This is a genomic window from Mesorhizobium sp. M0968 (genome assembly GCF_040319065.1).
In the GTDB taxonomy this organism is placed as follows: Bacteria; Pseudomonadota; Alphaproteobacteria; order Rhizobiales; family Rhizobiaceae; genus Mesorhizobium.
This window is the reverse complement of sequence record NZ_JAMYNL010000006.1, coordinates 80,232-97,145: the sequence shown is the minus strand read 5'-3', so window position 1 is coordinate 97,145 and position 16,914 is coordinate 80,232. Positions and strand designations below refer to the sequence as shown.

The following is a 16,914-nucleotide window of genomic DNA, read 5'->3' as shown; positions in this document are numbered from 1 at the left end:
CTGGGCTGTCAACGCCCGCCGTGGCGGTCTGCCTGTTCTGTGGCCTTCGTGCCTACGGCAGCGGCAAACATATCTGCTCCAGGACAAATGACGCCCGGTTCCGAGCGGCTATTTGCCAAACATTCCCGGCCATGTGAAACGACTGTGTTGCACTCATTGCCTGCTGTTGTACCTTCAATATTCTGGAGGCGCGGGCTTGATGCTGCTTGAGCGAGAGGACCCACTTGGAGCTTTGTTGGCCGCGGCCGAGAGAGCTGCTGCCGGACATGGTGGGACCGTGCTGGTGCACGGCGAGGCGGGCCTGGGCAAGACCTCTCTGCTGCGCGAATTCGCGGAAAACGCCGACCGGGACTGCCGGGTGCTGTGGGGCTGGTGCGAGGCGCTCTTCACGCCACGCCCATTGGGCCCTCTCCAGGACATGGCCCACTTGCTCGACCCGCGCGTGGCGGCGCTGCTTGAGGAGACCGCTGCGCCGGAGCGGCTTTTCCCGGCATTGCTGAATGCGCTGCAGCGCGCCAAGGGCACGACCGTGCTCATCTTCGAGGACATGCATTGGGCGGACAATGCGACGCTCGACCTCGTAAGATATCTCGGGCGCCGCGTCTCTCTGCTCCGCACCATGCTGGTGCTGAGCATGCGCAGAGAGGATTTGAACGCCGATCACCCGCTGACCCACGTGCTCGGCGATCTTCCCGCCGCCTCCGTACGCCGCGTGACGCTTAGACCGCTGTCTCCCCAGGCGGTGACAATGCTGGCCGAACAGGCCGGCCGTTCCGCCGACGGGCTTTATCGCATTACCGAGGGCAATCCCTTCTTCGTTACCGAGCTCCTGTCCAGCAGCGAGACCGAATCGGCGCGTGTGCCCGATTCCATACGCGACGCGGTGTGGTCGCGCCTGTCGCGCCTGACGCCTGGAGAGCGCGACGTCCTGGAGGTCATGAGCATCATGCCGGGCAGCGTTGAGCCGTGGCTGATCCGGGCCCTTCTCGGGGCCGAGGCCGAAGTGCTCGTCGATCGATGTGTCGTGCGCGGATTGCTGCGGCGGGACGACCAGGGCGCGCTGACATTTCGTCACGAGCTTGCCAGGGAAGCGACGCTCGACCGGCTCTCCCCCTCTGTGCAACGCTCGCTCCATGCGAAGGTCGAAGCGGCACTCTCGGAAGTTCCGGCCTCGCAGGCAAGCGCTCTGCTTTCGCGCCGCGTGCACCACGCCGGCGGCGCCGACAATGGCGAACGCGTGCTCGAACTTGCGCCGCTCGCCGCCAGCCAAGCCGCGCGCCTGGGGGCGCATCGGGAGGCGGCCTCGCATCTGGCGACCGCACTCAGATATGTCGACCAGGCCCCGCCGGAGCTGGCCGCGCAGCTCCATGAGGACTGGGCATACGAGGCCGGGTTGGCGCTGCTTGTCTATGACGCCATCATCGAGGCCCGGCATCGCGCCATCGCTATCTGGCGGCAGCTGGGCCGGATCGACAAGGTAGGCCTTAATCTACGCTGGCTGTCGCGGCTGCACTGGCGGCGCGGCGAAGGCCCGCAGGCGGAGGAATATGCGGACCAGGCCGTGCGTGAGGTGGAAAGCCTGCCGCCCGGTCCCGAGGTGGCAATGGCCTACAGCACGCGCTCGCAGCTCCACATGCTGCACTATCGTTTCGATGAGGCGATCGAATGGGGCGAGCGCGCGATCAGTCTGGCCGATCGGCTGGGCGAGGTCGAGACGCGTGTTCACGCCCTCAACAATGTCGGAACCGCGCTCATGTTTGCCAACCGCCCCGGCGGCGTTGAGCGGCTGGAGGAAAGCCTTGCCCTGGCGCTCGAGCACGGGCTCCACGACCATGCGGCGCGGGCCTATACGAACTTTGCGGAATGCGCGGTGGTGGCCAAGGACTTCGAGCTGGCGGAGCGGCTGCTGGCCGAAGGCATCGCATTCTGCACCAGGCACGACCTCGATTCGGCGGCGCAATACCTGCTCGGCCGGCAGGCGCAGCTTTGCATGGAACAGGGCCGGTTTCGCGAGGCCGCAACCATCGCTCAGGGCGTCATGAATGTGGAACGCCTGCCGATGGTGATGCACTTGCCGGCGCTCACCGTGCTTGGCACGGTCCGCGTAAGGCTGGGCGAGACCGACGGCGTCGACCTTTTGCAGCGCGCGCTTGTGGAGGGCCAGACGACCGGCGAGCCGCAGCGTATCGTCCCGGTTCGCCTGGCGCTGGCGGAGGCGGCCTGGCTTGCCGAGGATGTCGGCGCCAGCCACGCGCAGCTTACCGAGCTGGCGGCTATGAACCTCGACAATTTCCGCCCCCGGGACCTTGGCGAATTGTCGGTCTGGTGGCGTCGATGCGGAATGCCCGGGTCGCTGCCGGCGCAATCGGCGCCGATTCCCTCGCCCTGGTCCGCCGAGCTTCTCGGCGATCCGCAGGCCGCCGCGGCGGAGTGGACGCGTTTGTCGCTGCCCTACGAGGCAGCGCTTTCCCTCATGCAGGTTCGTGGGGCGGATGCGGGGGCGGCGCTCGCTCGCGCCGTGGCGATGCTCGACCAGATCGACGCGCCCGCGGCCGCGGCGCTCGCGCGCAAGCTTGCGCAGCGTCAGGGCCTGTCAGGCCTGCTGCCGAAGGTGCAGCGCGGACCCTATGCGGCAGCCCGCCGCCATCCGCTCGGCCTGACACGGCACGAGCAGAAGGTGCTCGCCCTGATCGCCCAGGGCATCAGCAACAAGGAGGTCGCGCGACATTTGTCGCGCTCGCCCCGCACGATCGAGCATCACGTCTCCTCGCTGCTCGGCAAGCTCAATGCCGCAAACCGCATGGAAATCCTCCTGCGCCTGCGCGGCGAGCCGTGGCTGCTGACGGGCACCCATCCGCTGGAACCGCACCAGACTGGATCATGATTCCAGCCGATTCTGTCGGGATGGAACAGGCTCTGGGTAGTTCCCGCAGCAAAATTTCCGCGAAAACTGGGAAATCGACCGCCTAAAAATGGGTGGCGGTACCGATTTGCACGCCCGCCGCTCCGCGTAGGCTTCTGCTCGCAGCGTGGATGGACCTCCCAACACCACGACGCCTTCACGATCCGGGGGAGAAGGCGGGCAACGGCGGCGGAACGGGGGCCGCCGCCGGCGTCCGTCGCTGGGGCGGATCGTACCAGGAGCAGGGGCGATGTCGGCAAGCGAAAAAGCGGATGCCCAGCGGCGCTGGCCAGGACAACGATTGGCACAAGCGGTCGCGGTGCGGCTTTCAGGACCCGGAGGCTGTTATATTGCCGGCAATGTGCTGGGCCTCGGCATGGCCATGTTCATGCAGATTCGGCTGGCGTTAACCGAGGCGAGCAGCACTTTCGCCGCGCCTCTAATTTTCGGCCACGACCTCGCCGGCGGCTGGAACTCACTGGCGCTGCTGGTGGCGAGCGCCATCTTCTTGCGCAGCGGCGAGGAGTATCATCGCGCCCTCAGCAACGGACATCTCGACCCGTCGGCAATACAGCGCGCAGATTTTCTGTCCGGCACCGGGTCATTGGTGCTCGGGTCAAGTCTGCTGCTCGTCGGCAATCCAATCCTGGTCGTGACATCGGGGTTGCTCCATGCCGTGGGCAAGTTCGGCAGCGCCTTCAGGCTCGGCGCGCATGGCGTGGTGCTCTTCGGCCTTAAAGTGCCGGAGCTCTTCCGCCTTTCGGTACTGCTCAGCCGCTTTCCGGCAATCATCGTCACCGCGACCGAAGTCGCCCGCGTCATTGCTGACGCTCGCACCGATCAGATCCAGGCTCTCGCAATGCCTGCGACGCTTCTCGTCTGTTACCTGCTTTGGGCGCGCGGGGATATTCTTCTATTTGGAAAGTAAATCCGAAAACATCTAAGCATTTTAGCGTCGCATGGTGAGAAATAAGGAGTGGGAGCGCGACGGTGATTCTTCTCTAATCTGTAACCGGCGCAGCAAACGGGAGACTGGCATGTCAAGTTCGCTTATTCTGTCGACGGCGATGCTGCAATTCCTGGCGGCATATACGGTGATCATGATCACGCCAGGCCCTATTGGCCTCGCGACCGGCAGCCTTGCCTCCTTGCACGGCTTTGGCAGGACGATCCCGCTGGTGGCCGGGATCGGCGCCGGCACCGCCGTGCTGGCGGTCCTGGTGGCGTTTGGCGCCGTTCATCTTTCCGGGTCGCTGTCGGTGCCGGCGGTCAAGATCGCCGGTGCGGCCGTCCTTGGCTGGATGGCCCTGCGCATCGCCAGAACGGCGCCGCCGGCCATCGGCGAAGCGCCTCGGCAGGCCGGATTGTTTGCCGGAGGGTTTCTCATCAGCATTCTCTCGCCTGAAACCGCCACTTTCTTCGCCGTCGCCTTCATGGGGCTGATGCTGCCGATCCGGACCTCGAACGAGATGCTGATGGTCGCGGCCATCGTCGCCATCATCGACATAGGCTGGTACGGATTCCTGGCCGTCGCGCTTTCGCGTCCGCTCGTGCGCGCTGCCGCGGTGCGGCATCATCGCGCCATCTGTCGGGCGGCGGGGATCGTGCTGGCAATGCTCGCCCTCGTCTCGGCGGCGTCAGCTTTTCCACTCGGCTGAGCGCTGGTTGAAGCAGGCGCGCGGGATAGGCCGTTTGGTGCCGCTTAGGTGACTCGAACACCTGACCCCATCATTACGAATGATGTGCTCTACCAACTGAGCTAAAGCGGCCCGGGAAGCCGAGCTTCCAAGATGGGCTGCGTGATAGACGCAACCGGCCGCGAATTCAAGATGGCAGTCGCGATTTCAGGACGAGGCAATTGGTGCCGCCTCCGGCCGGGCGCAAGGGCAGCCGCCGCGCGGATCTGCCGTTGGCCGCGTGATGCCGTCCCGTCCGCCACGTTGGCGGTGGCAGGAAAATCAGCGAAAAATGTTGATTCCTTTACCGAAAACCGCCGAAATGAGCTTTGTGCCCCTCGGCAAGGCAGAATGCGGCCGCTCGCTTGTTGATTGATTGGTCGCCTGCGGCTAACGATCATGGCAATGTGAGTGAAATTGCAGAGGGAATTCGCTTGGACGCGATCGAAAAAGCGATCCGCAACGCCTTCGAGAAAGGCAATGCCGACGACCGGGCATTTCGCGAGCGGGTCTATCGATCGGCTTTCGCGGCACTCGACCGTGCCCTACAGGCCAATCCAAACGTCACCGTGGAAGTCGCCATCAAGCGGCGCAAGGCGGTCCAGGCGAAGATCACCGAAATCGAATCGGAATTCCTGCCGGCGGTTGCCGACGTCGCCGCGCCGACCGACAGTTTGGAGGCAGCACCGGAGGTGGAGCCCCCGGCCGAAGCTGAAGCCGCGCCGTCGCCCGATGTCGTCGTTGACGGTCCGGCGCAGCCGCCCGAATCCGATGCGCCGCGGTCGCGCGTCCTGCCGGTCGTTCCCGACATCATGCCCGATGCGCCTGTTGCCGAGGCGCCGGTGATCGACATGGGGGCCTCGGTTCCGACCGAAGCCGACGCCGAAACCGACGACGCGGAAGTGACGCCCGACCGCGACGACCGGCGGGCGAGGCGGCGGCGCCTGCCCTTGACCGCGATCTTCTTCGGTGTGACGCTGCTCGCAGCCGCCGGCATCGGCCTTTATTTCGCCAACCAGACCGGCGTCTTCAAATCGGCGACCGAGCTCGACACGGCGCCGCCGGAAGCGCCGCCAACGGTCGACGGCGATGATTTCACGCCGGACGACACCGCTTCGCCGCCGAAGCAGGGCGAGGCGGATCAGGCGCACGACTGGATCAACGTCTTTTCGCCGGGTGACCCGACGCAGGTCAATGCACCGTCGGACACCAAGGCCGACGTCATCCAGGACGAAAGCGGTTCCTTCCTGCGCATCCGCTCGGGGGCATCCGGCTCGGCCATCAGCTTCGACGTCGGACAAGGCGTGCTGGAAAAACTGGCCGGCAAGCATGCCACATTCGACATCATCGCGCGCTCCGAGGAGGGCCAGGAGACGCAGATTTCCGTCGATTGCAATTTCGGCGAACTCGGCGACTGCGGCCGCAAGCGCTATGCCGTCGGTCGCGAGCGCAATGAATATCTGTTCGACGTGCGCTTTCCCAACAAGCGTCCGGGCGCTGCCGGCACCATCGCCATTAATTCCGACTTCGACAAGCAGGGCAAGTCGGTCGACATCTACGAGATCCGCGTTTCTGTCGTTCCCTAAAGCACGTCGCGTTCCGGCCTCATGCGACGCGCTTCAGGTTCTTGTTTTGATGCATGTCGTTACCGCAAAACCGCTGCACTCTTTTTTGCGCGACATGCATTAACTATCGAGCAGCGCCTGCAGCGTCTCGATGCGGTCGGCTTCGGCCGCCGGCTTGTCCCAGCGCAGCCGCGAAATGCGCGGAAAGCGCATGGCGACGCCGGATTTGTGCCGCGTCGAGCGGTTGAGCCCTTCGAATGCTACCTCAAGCACCAGCCCGTTCCTGCGGTCGGCACGCACCGAGCGGACCGGGCCAAAGCGCTCGATCGTATTGTCGCGGACATATTTGTCGATCTGCCTCAGTTCCTCGTCGGTGAAGCCGAAATAGGCTTTTCCCACCGGGACTAGCTCCTCCGATCCTTCCGGCCCGGACCAGACGCCGAATGTGTAGTCGGAATAGAAGCTCGAGCGTTTGCCGTGGCCGCGCTGGGCGTACATCAGCACGGCGTCGACCGTGTGCGGATCGCGCTTCCATTTGAACCACGGGCCCTTCGGCCGCCCGGCCACATAGGGCGAATCCCAGCGCTTCAGCATGACGCCTTCGATGACCGGATGCAGCGGCTTGCGGCGCAATTCCTCGAGTGCCTGCCAGTTGGTGAATTCGACCAGCGGCGACAGATCGAAGCGGCTCGGATCGAGCGTCCTGACGAAGGCCTCGAGCCGGCCGCGCCGTTCGCGGAAGGGAAGTCCGCGCAAATCCTCGTCACCAATCTGCAGCGCATCGTAGCACCGCATGAAGGCGGGGTATTGCTGCTGGATCTTGGGCGACACGCTCTTGCGGTTCAGCCGTTGCTGCAGGTCCGAGAACGTGCCCGTCGCCTGCCTGGGGTCTCCGACCAGAAGCTCGCCGTCGAGGGCGCCTGAAAAATCCATCGCCTCGGCAAGATCCGGAAAGGCGCCGGAGACGTCGTCACCGGTGCGCGAATAGAGCCGGCGAATGCCGCCTTCGCAAGCCGCCTGGACGCGGATGCCGTCCCATTTCCATTCGGCCGCGTAGTCGGCCGGGTCGAGCCTTTCGAGGTCGCCGTCGCCGACGGCATTCGACAGCATCACCGGCCTGAACAGCGCCAGCGCCGTTTTCCTGGGCTTTTCCGCTTTACCCTCCAGCCAGGCGAACAGCCCGATATAGGGCGGCGTCAGCCCGTGCCAGAGTTCCTCGATCTCGGCGATATCGACCTTGCCGAAATCGGCCAGTGCCTGCTTGGCCAGCCGCGCCGAGACGCCGATGCGCAGGCCGCCGGTGACCAGCTTTATGATGGCGAAGCGCGCCGACGTGCTGGCGCTGTCGAGCAGCCGGGCCAGCACCTGCGGCCCGTCGGAACGGCTCGCCGCCTGCAGCTTGGCCACCACCTCGGCCAGCGTCGGCTCGTGGTTCGCGATATCGAGAGGCGATTGCGGCCAGACCAGCGACACGGTCTCGGCCAGATCGCCGACATAATCATAGGAATAGCCGAACAGCACCGGATCCATGCGCTCGATCACCAGAGTGCGCAGCATCGCCGGCTTGACCGCGGCGATGGACAGATCGCCGGTAATGGCCGCCAGCGCCAGCCCGCGGTCCGGATCCTCGACGCTGCGAAAATAGTCGGTCAACAGCGTCAGCTTGCCGTTGCGCGACGGCGTCAGCACCAGCCGGTCGAGAAGCTCGGCGAAGCGGTTCATGGAAGGGGCGACGCCAATGAGAAAGGCTTGCCGCAGAGCGCCATACCGGCGATTGCTGGATCCAAAAACACCATCAATCGCCCTCGTCCTCATAACCAACCAGATGCAGCGGCCTGGCGGCGATGCCTTCGAGTTCGCACCAGCGCACCAGCGCCTCCTCGCGGCCATGCGTTACCCAGATTTCTTCGGCGCCGGTCTCCTTGATCGTTGCTGTCAGCTCGTCCCAGTCGGAGTGATCGGAGATGATCAGCGGCAGCTCGACGCCGCCCTGCTTGGCGCGCTGGCGGATGCGCATCCAGCCTGAGGCGAAGCACGACATCGGATCGAGAAAACGCCGCGCCCAGCGATCGGCGAAGGCGGATGGCGGGCCGACGACGATGGCGCCGGCAAAGTCGCTTTTTTGGCCGGTCTCGACGGTCGCCGGTTCCAATGTGCCGAGATCGATGCCCTGGCTCTGGTAATATTCGCTGAGCTTGGCCAGCGCACCATGGATGTAGATCGGCTTTTCGTAGCCGGCATCGCGCAGCAGCCGCATGACACGCTGCGCCTTGCCCAGCGCATAAGCGCCGACCAGATGCGTGCGCTCGGGAAACTGTTCGGTCGATTTCAGCAACCGGGCGATCTCTTCGGTATCGGGCGGATGCCGAAACACCGGCAGGCCGAACGTCGCCTCGGTGATGAAGACATCGCATTTGAGCGGCTCGAACGGCTCGCAGGTCGCGTCCTTCTGGCGTTTATAGTCGCCGGACGCGACGATGCACGTGCCCTGATGCGCGACCTTGATCTGCGCCGAGCCCAGCACATGGCCGGCCGGGTGAAAGCTGACGGTGACGCCGCCGAGCGCAATCGTCTCGCCGAGCACGGCGGCTTGCGTCGTTCCGGCAAAACTGTCGCCGTAGCGCAGCCCCATGATGTCGAGCGTCTGCTGCGTCGCCATCACCGAGCGGTGGCCGGAGCGGGCATGGTCGGAATGGCCATGTGTGATCAGCGCCCGGTTGACCGGCCGCACCGGGTCGATGAAGAAATCGCCGGGCGGGCAATACAGCCCTTCCGGCCGGGGATGAAGCAGGTCGCTGGCGCGCATGGCCCCAAGATAGGCGCTAATTCCGGCGCGGGAAGCCTGTTGTAAGTCACTGCTGACTCCAGCATAGAGCGCAAGCCGACTGCAACACCCGGCGGAACCCGATCGCATGAAACCGCTCCAGACCTCGTCCGGCGATTTGACCGCCGACCGCCGTGCCGACTATGCCGAAATGCTCTATGCATCCGGCGATCATGCGGCAGCGGCGGAATTGCTGCTCGGCGCGCTCGAACTGGCGCCGCAATGGCCAGCCGGCTGGTTCCGCCTCGGCGAGATGCAGGAAGCGGCGGGCGCGCGCGATCGTGCCGCGCAGGCCTGGACGGCGGCACTGCGGCTCGACCCGGCGGACAGGCTCGGCGCGGTGCTCAAGCTGCAATTGATCGGCAGGGCAGCGGCGGCCCAGGCGCCGCCCAGCGCCTTTGTCGAGACGCTTTACGACTACTATGCCGGGAGCTTCGAGGCTGAGCTTGTCGACACGCTCGGCTACCGTCTGCCCGAATGCCTCGACCGCGCCATCCGGGCAGCACGGCCGGGCCGGTTTTCGCTGGCGCTCGATCTCGGCTGCGGTACCGGCCTCATGGGCCAGAGGCTGCGGCCGATCGCCGATCGGCTGGAGGGTTACGACATCTCGGCCGGCATGCTGAGGCAGGCGCGCGCCAAAGGCGTCTACGATCTGCTCGTCAAGACGGACCTGCAGGATTTTTGCTATTCTGGCCCGAAAGCCGATCTGGTGACGGCGGCCGATGTGTTCATCTATGCCGGCGCGCTCGACAGGGTGGTGAACAAGATTGCCGGAATGCTTGCCGGCGGCGGTCTGTTTGCGTTCTCCGTCGAGACGCTCCCGGGCGGAGAATCGTCTGACAGCGCCGGCTTCGCCCTGCAGCCGTCGCGCCGCTACGCGCATTCGCAAGGCTATGTAGAGCGGGTTCTGGATGCCGACGGCTTTTCGATCCTGTCGCTGCAGGCAACGATCATCCGGCAGGATCGCCGCGAACCGGTCGAAGGGCTGGCCGTAGTGGCAAGCTTGCTTTCCGGCAGCGTAAAATCTGGCTAAGACTTCTGCCGCTGCGCATGAGAAGCCGCAGCTGCGAAAGACAAGGAGCACGTTCATGCGCTGGAACATGACGGTCTTGGCATCTTGCCTGGCGATGGCCGGCTGCGTCGGCAATTCGATGTCCGAACGGCAGGACGAAAACGTCCAGTCCTCGCTGCTATATGACAAGGTGCCTTGCGATCAATTGCTGGCGCAACGAAACGGCCTGGCGCAGCAATATCATCTGCCGGTGGACGCCAAGCCGTCGTTCTCCAACCCGGCGACGGGCTTTGGCCCGTTCACGCCGGATATGCGCTCAAAAGCCAAACGCGACGCCGACCAGGCAAGCGGCAAGATCGACGCCATGAACCGGTCGATCAGCCGGCGCGAATGCGGCAAGCCGGCCAAACAGAACAAGCTCGGCCTGACCTGACCGGATCCTAATCCGCCACCTTCCACTGCTCGCGTGAGGCGCTGGCGGGATAGACGCCGAGAATGCGCATTTCGCGCGAGAAAAAGCGCAACTCGTCGAGTGCCAGCTTCACCAGCGGATCGTCGGGATGACCCTCGATATCGGCGTAGAACAGCGTCGCTGTAAACGCGCCGAGCTGGTAGCTTTCCAGCTTGGTCATGTTGATGCCGTTGGTGGCGAAGCCGCCCATCGCCTTGTAGAGCGCCGCCGGCACATTGCGGACGCGGAAGATGAAGGTCGTCATCATCCTGGCGTCGGCCGAGGGACGTTCGGCCCATTGCTTGTTCTTGGTCAGCACGACGAAGCGGGTGACGTTGCTGTCGGTGTCCTCGACATTCTCCTCGATGATGTCGAGCCCGTAGAGGGTCGAGGCCAGCGCCGGCGCCAGCGCGGCCATGGTGCGGTCCTTCATCGCGGCGACCATCTTGGCGGCGCCCGCTGTGTCGCCGGCAACCGTCGCCTTCCAGCCGTTCTTGCGGATGTATTTGCGGCATTGGCCGAGCGCGTGGATGTGGCTGTGCACGGTCCTGATCTCGTCGCGCCTGACGCCGGGCAGCACCATCAGCTGGAAGTGGATCGGCAGAAAGTATTCGCCGATGATGTGCAGCTTCGATTCCGGCAAGAGGTGATGGATGTCGGCGACTCGGCCGGCAATGGTGTTCTCGATCGGGATCATCGCCAGATCGGCCTTGCCGGTCTCGACGGCGTTGAAGGCGTCCTCGAAGGTCGGGCACGGCAACGGCTCCATTGACGGGAACATGTTGCGGCAGGCGGTGTCGGAATTGGCGCCCGGCTCCCCCTGGAAGGATATTTTGTTGGTCTTTTCAGGCATGCGCAGAGTCTCGGGAATTGGGGGAAGAATTTCTTAGCTGGAAAGGTGCGCCCTGGCGCGTTCGAGATCGTCCGGCGTATCGACGCCAAGCGGCACCGACTGCACGATCTCCGCATCGATGCGCATGCCGGCCTCCAGCGCCCGCAACTGCTCCAGCCGCTCGCGGCGCTCCAGCGGCGACGGCCTCAGCGCAACGAAGCGTTCGAGCGCGGCGCGGCGATAGGCATAGAGGCCGATATGATGGTAGAGCGGGCCTTCGCCCCAAGGGGCGGTGGCGCGGGTGAAATAGAGCGCCCTGAGCCGCGTCGTCGAGAGTGGCGAGCCGACCAGCTTGACGACGTTCGGATTGGTCTTTTCCTCGTCGCGTACGATCTCGACGCAGAGCGTGGCGATATCCACCGCTGCGTTCTCGAAAGGCTTCAGCACGGCGCCGATAACAAGGGGGTCGATGGTCGGCAGATCGCCCTGCACATTGACGATCGTCTCGACGCTGTTGCCAGGGTCGAGGATGGTCAGCGCTTCGAAGATGCGGTCGGAACCGGTTTCGTGGTCCGCCCGCGTCATCACCGCCTCGAAACCATGCGCGCGCACCGCCTCCGCAACGCCTTGCGTGTCGGTGGCGACGACGACCCGGCCGAGCCCGGCCTCGGCAGCACGGCGGGCGACGTGGACGATCATCGGAGTGCCGGCAATGTCGGCCAGCGGCTTGCCCGGCAGGCGCGTCGAGGCCATGCGGGCCGGGATCAGGATGAGCGTGGACATGAGGCGGGCAGGGGCTCGAAAAAGAGGGGGACAAAAGTGGCAAAAGGTCTCACTGGCAGCGCCCTTATAGGTGTTGCAACGCCGGAGCAAAAGACCTAGTTTCCGCGCGATTTGACCGCCTCGCAGGGTGGTTCACGATACCGACGGACGGAGTGGACGGATCGGTCCGCCGGAAAAGGGAGCCTGGGGTGTATGGATTCCAACGAAGTCAACAAGCTGCTCGCCGGCTTTCTCGGCACGGTGTTCATCGTCTTTTCCGTTGGCATCGTATCCGACGCGCTGTTTGCCTCGCCGGCGCCGGAAAAGCCCGGCTTCGCCATCGAGGCGACCGAGCCCGCCGAAGGCGGCCCGGCCGCTCCCGCCGCGGCCGTGAAGCCGATCGCCGAGCTGCTGACCACTGCCAACGCCGAAGCGGGCGCCGCCATCTTCAAGAAATGCCAGGCTTGCCACTCCGGCGAAAAGGGTGGCCCCAACAAGGTTGGGCCCGATCTCTGGGACATCGTCGACCGTCCGGTCGCCGAGCATGAGGGCTTTGCCTATTCGGCCGGCATGAAGGAGTTCTCCAAGGGCGGCAGCGAGAAGTGGACCTACGACAATCTCAACCACTTCATCACCTCGCCGAAGAAGTTCGTGAAGGGCACGGCGATGGGCTTCGCCGGCCTGCCGAAGGATGAGGACCGCGCCAACGTCATCGCCTATCTGCGCACGCTGTCGGACAATCCGAAGCCGCTGCCGGCGCCCGGCGCCTCGGCCGAAAACGCCCCCGCCAAGCCGGCCGAAGGTGCAGTCCCTGCCAAGCCGGCAGAAGGCGCGGCGCCAGCCGCCCCGGCGGCACCCGCAAAATAACAAAACTGTAATGACATTATCCTTGAAAAAGCCGGGTTCAGCCCGGCTTTTTCGTTAGGAAAAATGCATATGCGACGACAAAGCCGCTCGGTTGCGGTTTTCAGCGCCGCCAAATGATCTAGATTGGGCCCAGACGCTATGGTGACGGCGCTATATCGCGAAGAGGAGAACGCATGACGGTTGGCCGAGCGCGGGCGCTTCTGAAATCAGTGCTGTTTGTGGCTGCTTTTGCCGGCGGCCTGCAGGCGGCCTTCGCGGACGAATGGCGCACGACCTCGTCGCTGATCGGCGAATCCAAATACGGCGACAATTTCCAGCACTACGACTACGTCAATCCGGATGCGCCGAAGGGCGGCACAGTGAACTCAGTCGTGCTCGGCACGTTCGACAGCTTCAACCCCTATATCGTGCAGGGTTCGCCGGCCGCCGGCTTCGCGCAGTTCGGCGGCGGCCTGCTCTACGACACGCTGATGGAGCAGGCGACGGATGAGGGCAGCGTCAACCATCCGCTGATCGCCGATGCCTACAAATACCCGGCCGACTATTCCTCGGCGACCTACAGGCTCGATCCGCGCGCGAAATGGCATGACGGCCAGCCGATAACGACCGACGATGTGATCTGGTCGTTCCAGGTGCTGAAGGCCAACAGCCCGATGTACAGCCGCTATTTCGAGAACGTCACCGACGCGGTTGCGATCTCCGATCGCGAGGTGGAGTTCCATTTCAACCAGAAGGGCAATCGGGAGTTACCTCAAATCCTCGGCGGTCTCGTCGTGCTGCCCAAGCACTGGTGGGAGGGCACCGACGCCAACGGCAAGAAGCGCGACGTCACAAAGCCGACGCAGGAGCCGCCGCTCGGCTCCGCCGCCTACAAGATCGCCAGCTTCAAGCCGGGGTCCGAAATCATCTGGCAGCGCGTGCCGGACTACTGGGCGGCCAAGCTGCCGGTGAAAGTTGGCCGTGAGAATTTCGACAGGCAGCGTTTCACCTATTTTCTCGACGACAATGCCGCCTGGCAGGCCTTCACCAAGGGCGGGCTGGACGACATCAAGCCGGAGAACAGTTCGAGGCGCTGGAACACGGCCTATGACTTCCCGGCAGTTCAGGCCGGCGACGTCATCAAGAAGGAATTCAAGACCGCGTCGCCCGAACCGATGCAGGCCTTCATGCTCAACACCAGGCGCCCGCTGTTTAGGGATCGCCTGGTGCGCGCCGCATTGATGTATCCTTTCGACTTCGAGACGATGAACCGGACCCTGTTCTTCGGCTCCAACACCCGCACCAGCAGCTATTTCCAGGGCACTGAGCTGGCGTCGAGCGGCCTGCCGCAAGGCAAGGAACTGGAAATCCTCGAGCAGTACCGCGACAAGCTGCCGCCTGAAGTCTTCACCCAGGAATTCAAGCTGCCGGTCTACGACACCGCCCAGGCGGAGCGCAAATACCTGAAAACCGCGGTCGATCTGTTCGCCAAGGCAGGCTGGGTGATCAAAGGCGGCAAGATGGTCAACGCCAAGACCGGAGAGCCATTCAAGTTCGAAATCCTCGGCTGGAACGACACCGACCAGGTCATCGCCAGCCCCTACATCGCCAATCTGCGCAAGATCGGGGTCGACGCGACGCTGCGCCTGATCGACCAAACCCAGTATATCAACCGAGTCACCCACTTCGACTTTGACGTGGTCACTTCGATACTCGGGCAGTCGGACTCTCCCGGCAATGAACAGCGCGATTTCTGGAGTTCCAAGGCCGCCGATTCGCCGGGATCGCGCAATTACGCCGGCATCAAGAATCCGGTCGTCGATGCGCTGGTCGACCGCATCATCTTTGCCACCGACCGCGACGATCTGGTTGCCGCCACCCATGCGCTCGACCGGGTGCTGCTGTGGAACTACTATGTCGTACCGCAATATTACCGCGCCGTGGTTTGGCTGGCCTACTGGAACAAGTTCGGCATGCCGGAGAAACAGCCCGCCTATAGCGGCGTCGACCAGAATTCCTGGTGGATCGACCCGGACAAGGAAAAGGCGCTGGCGGCCAAATACAAGAGTGGCAATTGATGGCGGCGCTGCCCCGTCGCGACTTCCTCGCCCTGGGCGGTGCCGCCGCCGCTGCGGCACTGCTGCCAGGCCGAGCTTTCGCCGCCATCCCGACCGGCGTGAAACTGCACGGGTTGTCGGCTTTTGGCGATCTCAAATACGGGCCGGATTTCGCGCATTTCGACTATGTCAATCCAGACGCTCCCAAGGGCGGCCGGATGAATTTCGGCCCGCCGAACTCCACCCTCAATCAGAGCATTCTGACTTTCAACACGTTGAACTCGCTGGTGTTGAAGGGGGATTCGCCGCCGCGCACCGAGCTCTGCTTCGATTCCCTGATGGCAAGGGCAGTCGATGAGCCGGATGCGGTCTACGGCCTACTTGCCGAATCCGTTACCTTGTCGCAGGACCGCAACGGCTTCCGCTTCAGCCTGCGGCCACAAGCGCGCTTCCATGACGGCTCGCCGGTGTCGGCTGAGGACGTTGCCTTCGCCTTGAACCTCTACAAAGACCGGGGACATCCGAACCTATCCCAAGCACTGCGGCATATGACGGATGCGGTCGCAATCGATCCGCTTACAGTCAACCTTACCTTCAACGGCAAACAGTCGGCGCAGAATATCCTCGCGATCGTCATAATGCCGATCGTGTCCAAAGCCTTCTATACGGCCAATGATTTCGACGCCTCGACGATGACCCCGCCGCTCAGCTCCGGGCCGTACAAGATGGGACGGGTCGTGGCCGGGCAGACTATCGAATATGAACGTGTCGCCGATTACTGGGGGCGCGATCTCGCCGTCAACCGCGGGCTTAATAATTTCGACCGTATCCGTATCGATTTCTATCTTGATCGCCAGGCAGCGTTTGAAGCGTTCAAGAAAGGCGATACGCATTTTCGCGAGGAATTCACCGCGCGGGTATGGGCGACCGGTTACGACTTTCCGGCCCTGAAGGACGGCAGGGTCGTCAAACGGGAATTTCCCGGCGAGAAATCGCCCGACATGCAGGCTGTCGCGCTGAACCAGCGCCGGCCGCAATTCCGCGATGTGCGCGTGAGACAGGCGATCGCCTATTGCTTCGATTTCGAATGGACCAGGCGGGTACTGTTTTTCGGCTCCTACGAGCGCTCGCAATCGAACTTCGAACGATCGGACTACAAGGCCGAGGGCCTGCCCTCGCCCCAGGAATTGAAACTGCTGGAGCCGTTTCGAGCCGAGTTGCCGCCGGAAACCTTCGGCGAACCGGTGGTGCAACCCGTCTCGGACGGCTCCGGTCACGACCGTAAGGTGCTGCGCGAAGCTTCGAGACTGCTTGCCGAAGCCGGCTGGAAGCGAGCGGGCAATTTCGTCGTCAATGAGAAGGGCGAGCGACTGCGGGTGGAAATGCTGGCCGAGGACGAGGGTCTCGTTCGCATTTTCGCGCCGTGGTCCGAGAATATGAAGGCGATTGGCATCGACGCTTCGATCCGGCAGGTCGATTCGACGCAATTTGAAGCGCGGCAAAGCAACTACGATTTCGATTTCAACATGCTACATTGGTTGATCGGGGCGACGCCTACTGCCGACGGCCTGGAAATCCTCTACAATTCCCGGATGGCGAACACGCCGGGGATGCGCAACTATCCGGGCACGGAAAGCAAAGCCATCGACGCGCTGATCGAGGCAGCCGGCAATGCGCAGAGCCGGATCGAACTCGTCACAGCGCTCAACGCGCTCGATCGGGTCTTGCGCGCGCGGCTAGACTGGATTCCAACATACCATCTGGCGAATCACCGGGCAGCCTTCTGGGACATGTTCGGCTTTCCCGCTCAAAAGCCGGATTACGACTTTCCGGTCGAGACGTCGTGGTGGTTCGACAAAGACAAGGCGGCAAAAATTGGCAAAGCCTGAATTTCTTGCGAGCGCTGGCGCCGCCCCTCACCTGCCTGCCGGCATCCTCTCCCCGTATAGCGACGGGGAGAGGGGCGCTTTCATCGATGGTTTCGCCG

13 protein-coding genes and 1 tRNA gene are annotated in these 16,914 nt (G+C 63.8%); 9 read left to right on the top strand and 5 right to left on the bottom strand.

Annotation, left to right across the window (positions count from 1 at the left end):
* Positions 1-199 precede the first annotated feature (199 nt).
* The 3 genes from NKH67_RS13065 (at position 200) to NKH67_RS13055 (ending at position 4,560) form a co-directional block, all read left to right on the top strand.
* Positions 200-2,884, top strand: coding sequence for an ATP-binding protein (locus NKH67_RS13065; protein ID WP_352819186.1), 2,685 nt, complete (start codon positions 200-202; stop codon positions 2,882-2,884).
* Between the two features lie 379 nt (positions 2,885-3,263).
* Positions 3,264-3,830: a hypothetical protein gene (locus tag NKH67_RS13060; protein ID WP_353011963.1), complete on the top strand. Its 567-nt coding sequence runs from the start codon at positions 3,264-3,266 to the stop codon at positions 3,828-3,830.
* Between the two features lie 109 nt (positions 3,831-3,939).
* Positions 3,940-4,560: a LysE family translocator gene (locus NKH67_RS13055; RefSeq protein WP_353031044.1), complete on the top strand. Its 621-nt coding sequence runs from the start codon at positions 3,940-3,942 to the stop codon at positions 4,558-4,560.
* Between the two features lie 35 nt (positions 4,561-4,595).
* Here NKH67_RS13055 and NKH67_RS13050 read toward each other — a convergent pair.
* Positions 4,596-4,671, bottom strand: a tRNA-Thr gene (locus NKH67_RS13050).
* Positions 4,672-5,012: 341 nt separating this feature from the next.
* On the opposite strand from NKH67_RS13050, the gene NKH67_RS13045 reads away from it, so the two are divergent.
* Positions 5,013-6,164 (top strand): hypothetical protein, encoded by a 1,152-nt coding sequence (locus NKH67_RS13045; RefSeq protein ID WP_352767107.1) that lies wholly within the window; start codon positions 5,013-5,015, stop codon positions 6,162-6,164.
* A 99-nt stretch (positions 6,165-6,263) separates the two neighbouring features.
* On the opposite strand, the gene NKH67_RS13040 is transcribed toward NKH67_RS13045, so the two are convergent.
* Both NKH67_RS13040 and NKH67_RS13035 read right to left on the bottom strand, forming a co-directional pair.
* Positions 6,264-7,865, bottom strand: a complete 1,602-nt coding sequence (locus NKH67_RS13040) for a cisplatin damage response ATP-dependent DNA ligase (protein ID WP_353031042.1) — start codon at positions 7,863-7,865, stop codon at positions 6,264-6,266.
* A gap of 73 nt (positions 7,866-7,938) precedes the next feature.
* Positions 7,939-8,949 (bottom strand): ligase-associated DNA damage response exonuclease, encoded by a 1,011-nt coding sequence (locus tag NKH67_RS13035; protein WP_353031040.1) that lies wholly within the window; start codon positions 8,947-8,949, stop codon positions 7,939-7,941.
* Between the two features lie 106 nt (positions 8,950-9,055).
* Between NKH67_RS13035 and NKH67_RS13030 the strand changes: the two genes are divergently transcribed.
* Together NKH67_RS13030 and NKH67_RS13025 are read left to right on the top strand one after the other, a co-directional pair.
* Positions 9,056-10,000 carry a methyltransferase domain-containing protein gene (locus tag NKH67_RS13030; protein ID WP_353031038.1) on the top strand — a complete coding sequence of 315 codons (945 nt, stop codon included), beginning with the start codon at positions 9,056-9,058 and terminating at the stop codon, positions 9,998-10,000.
* A gap of 55 nt (positions 10,001-10,055) precedes the next feature.
* Positions 10,056-10,412: a hypothetical protein gene (locus NKH67_RS13025; RefSeq protein WP_352681286.1), complete on the top strand. Its 357-nt coding sequence runs from the start codon at positions 10,056-10,058 to the stop codon at positions 10,410-10,412.
* A 7-nt stretch (positions 10,413-10,419) separates the two neighbouring features.
* On the opposite strand, the gene NKH67_RS13020 is transcribed toward NKH67_RS13025, so the two are convergent.
* Both NKH67_RS13020 and NKH67_RS13015 read right to left on the bottom strand, forming a co-directional pair.
* A complete protein-coding gene (locus NKH67_RS13020; RefSeq protein ID WP_023717847.1) occupies positions 10,420-11,283 on the bottom strand; it encodes a prephenate dehydratase in 864 nt (287 codons plus the stop codon).
* A 33-nt stretch (positions 11,284-11,316) separates the two neighbouring features.
* Positions 11,317-12,045 carry a 3-deoxy-manno-octulosonate cytidylyltransferase gene (locus NKH67_RS13015; protein WP_353031036.1) on the bottom strand — a complete coding sequence of 243 codons (729 nt, stop codon included), beginning with the start codon at positions 12,043-12,045 and terminating at the stop codon, positions 11,317-11,319.
* 192 nt (positions 12,046-12,237) lie between these two features.
* Here NKH67_RS13015 and NKH67_RS13010 point away from each other — a divergent pair, with 192 nt between their 5' ends.
* The 3 genes from NKH67_RS13010 (at position 12,238) to NKH67_RS13000 (ending at position 16,816) form a co-directional block, all read left to right on the top strand.
* Complete coding sequence (locus NKH67_RS13010) at positions 12,238-12,891, top strand: c-type cytochrome (RefSeq protein ID WP_353031034.1); 654 nt, start codon at positions 12,238-12,240, stop codon at positions 12,889-12,891.
* A 173-nt stretch (positions 12,892-13,064) separates the two neighbouring features.
* Positions 13,065-14,948 carry an extracellular solute-binding protein gene (locus NKH67_RS13005; protein ID WP_353031032.1) on the top strand — a complete coding sequence of 628 codons (1,884 nt, stop codon included), beginning with the start codon at positions 13,065-13,067 and terminating at the stop codon, positions 14,946-14,948.
* A complete protein-coding gene (locus NKH67_RS13000) occupies positions 14,948-16,816 on the top strand; it encodes an extracellular solute-binding protein (RefSeq protein ID WP_353031030.1) in 1,869 nt (622 codons plus the stop codon). Before NKH67_RS13005 ends, NKH67_RS13000 begins: the two co-directional genes overlap by 1 nt.
* The last annotated feature ends 98 nt before the right edge of the window (positions 16,817-16,914 follow it).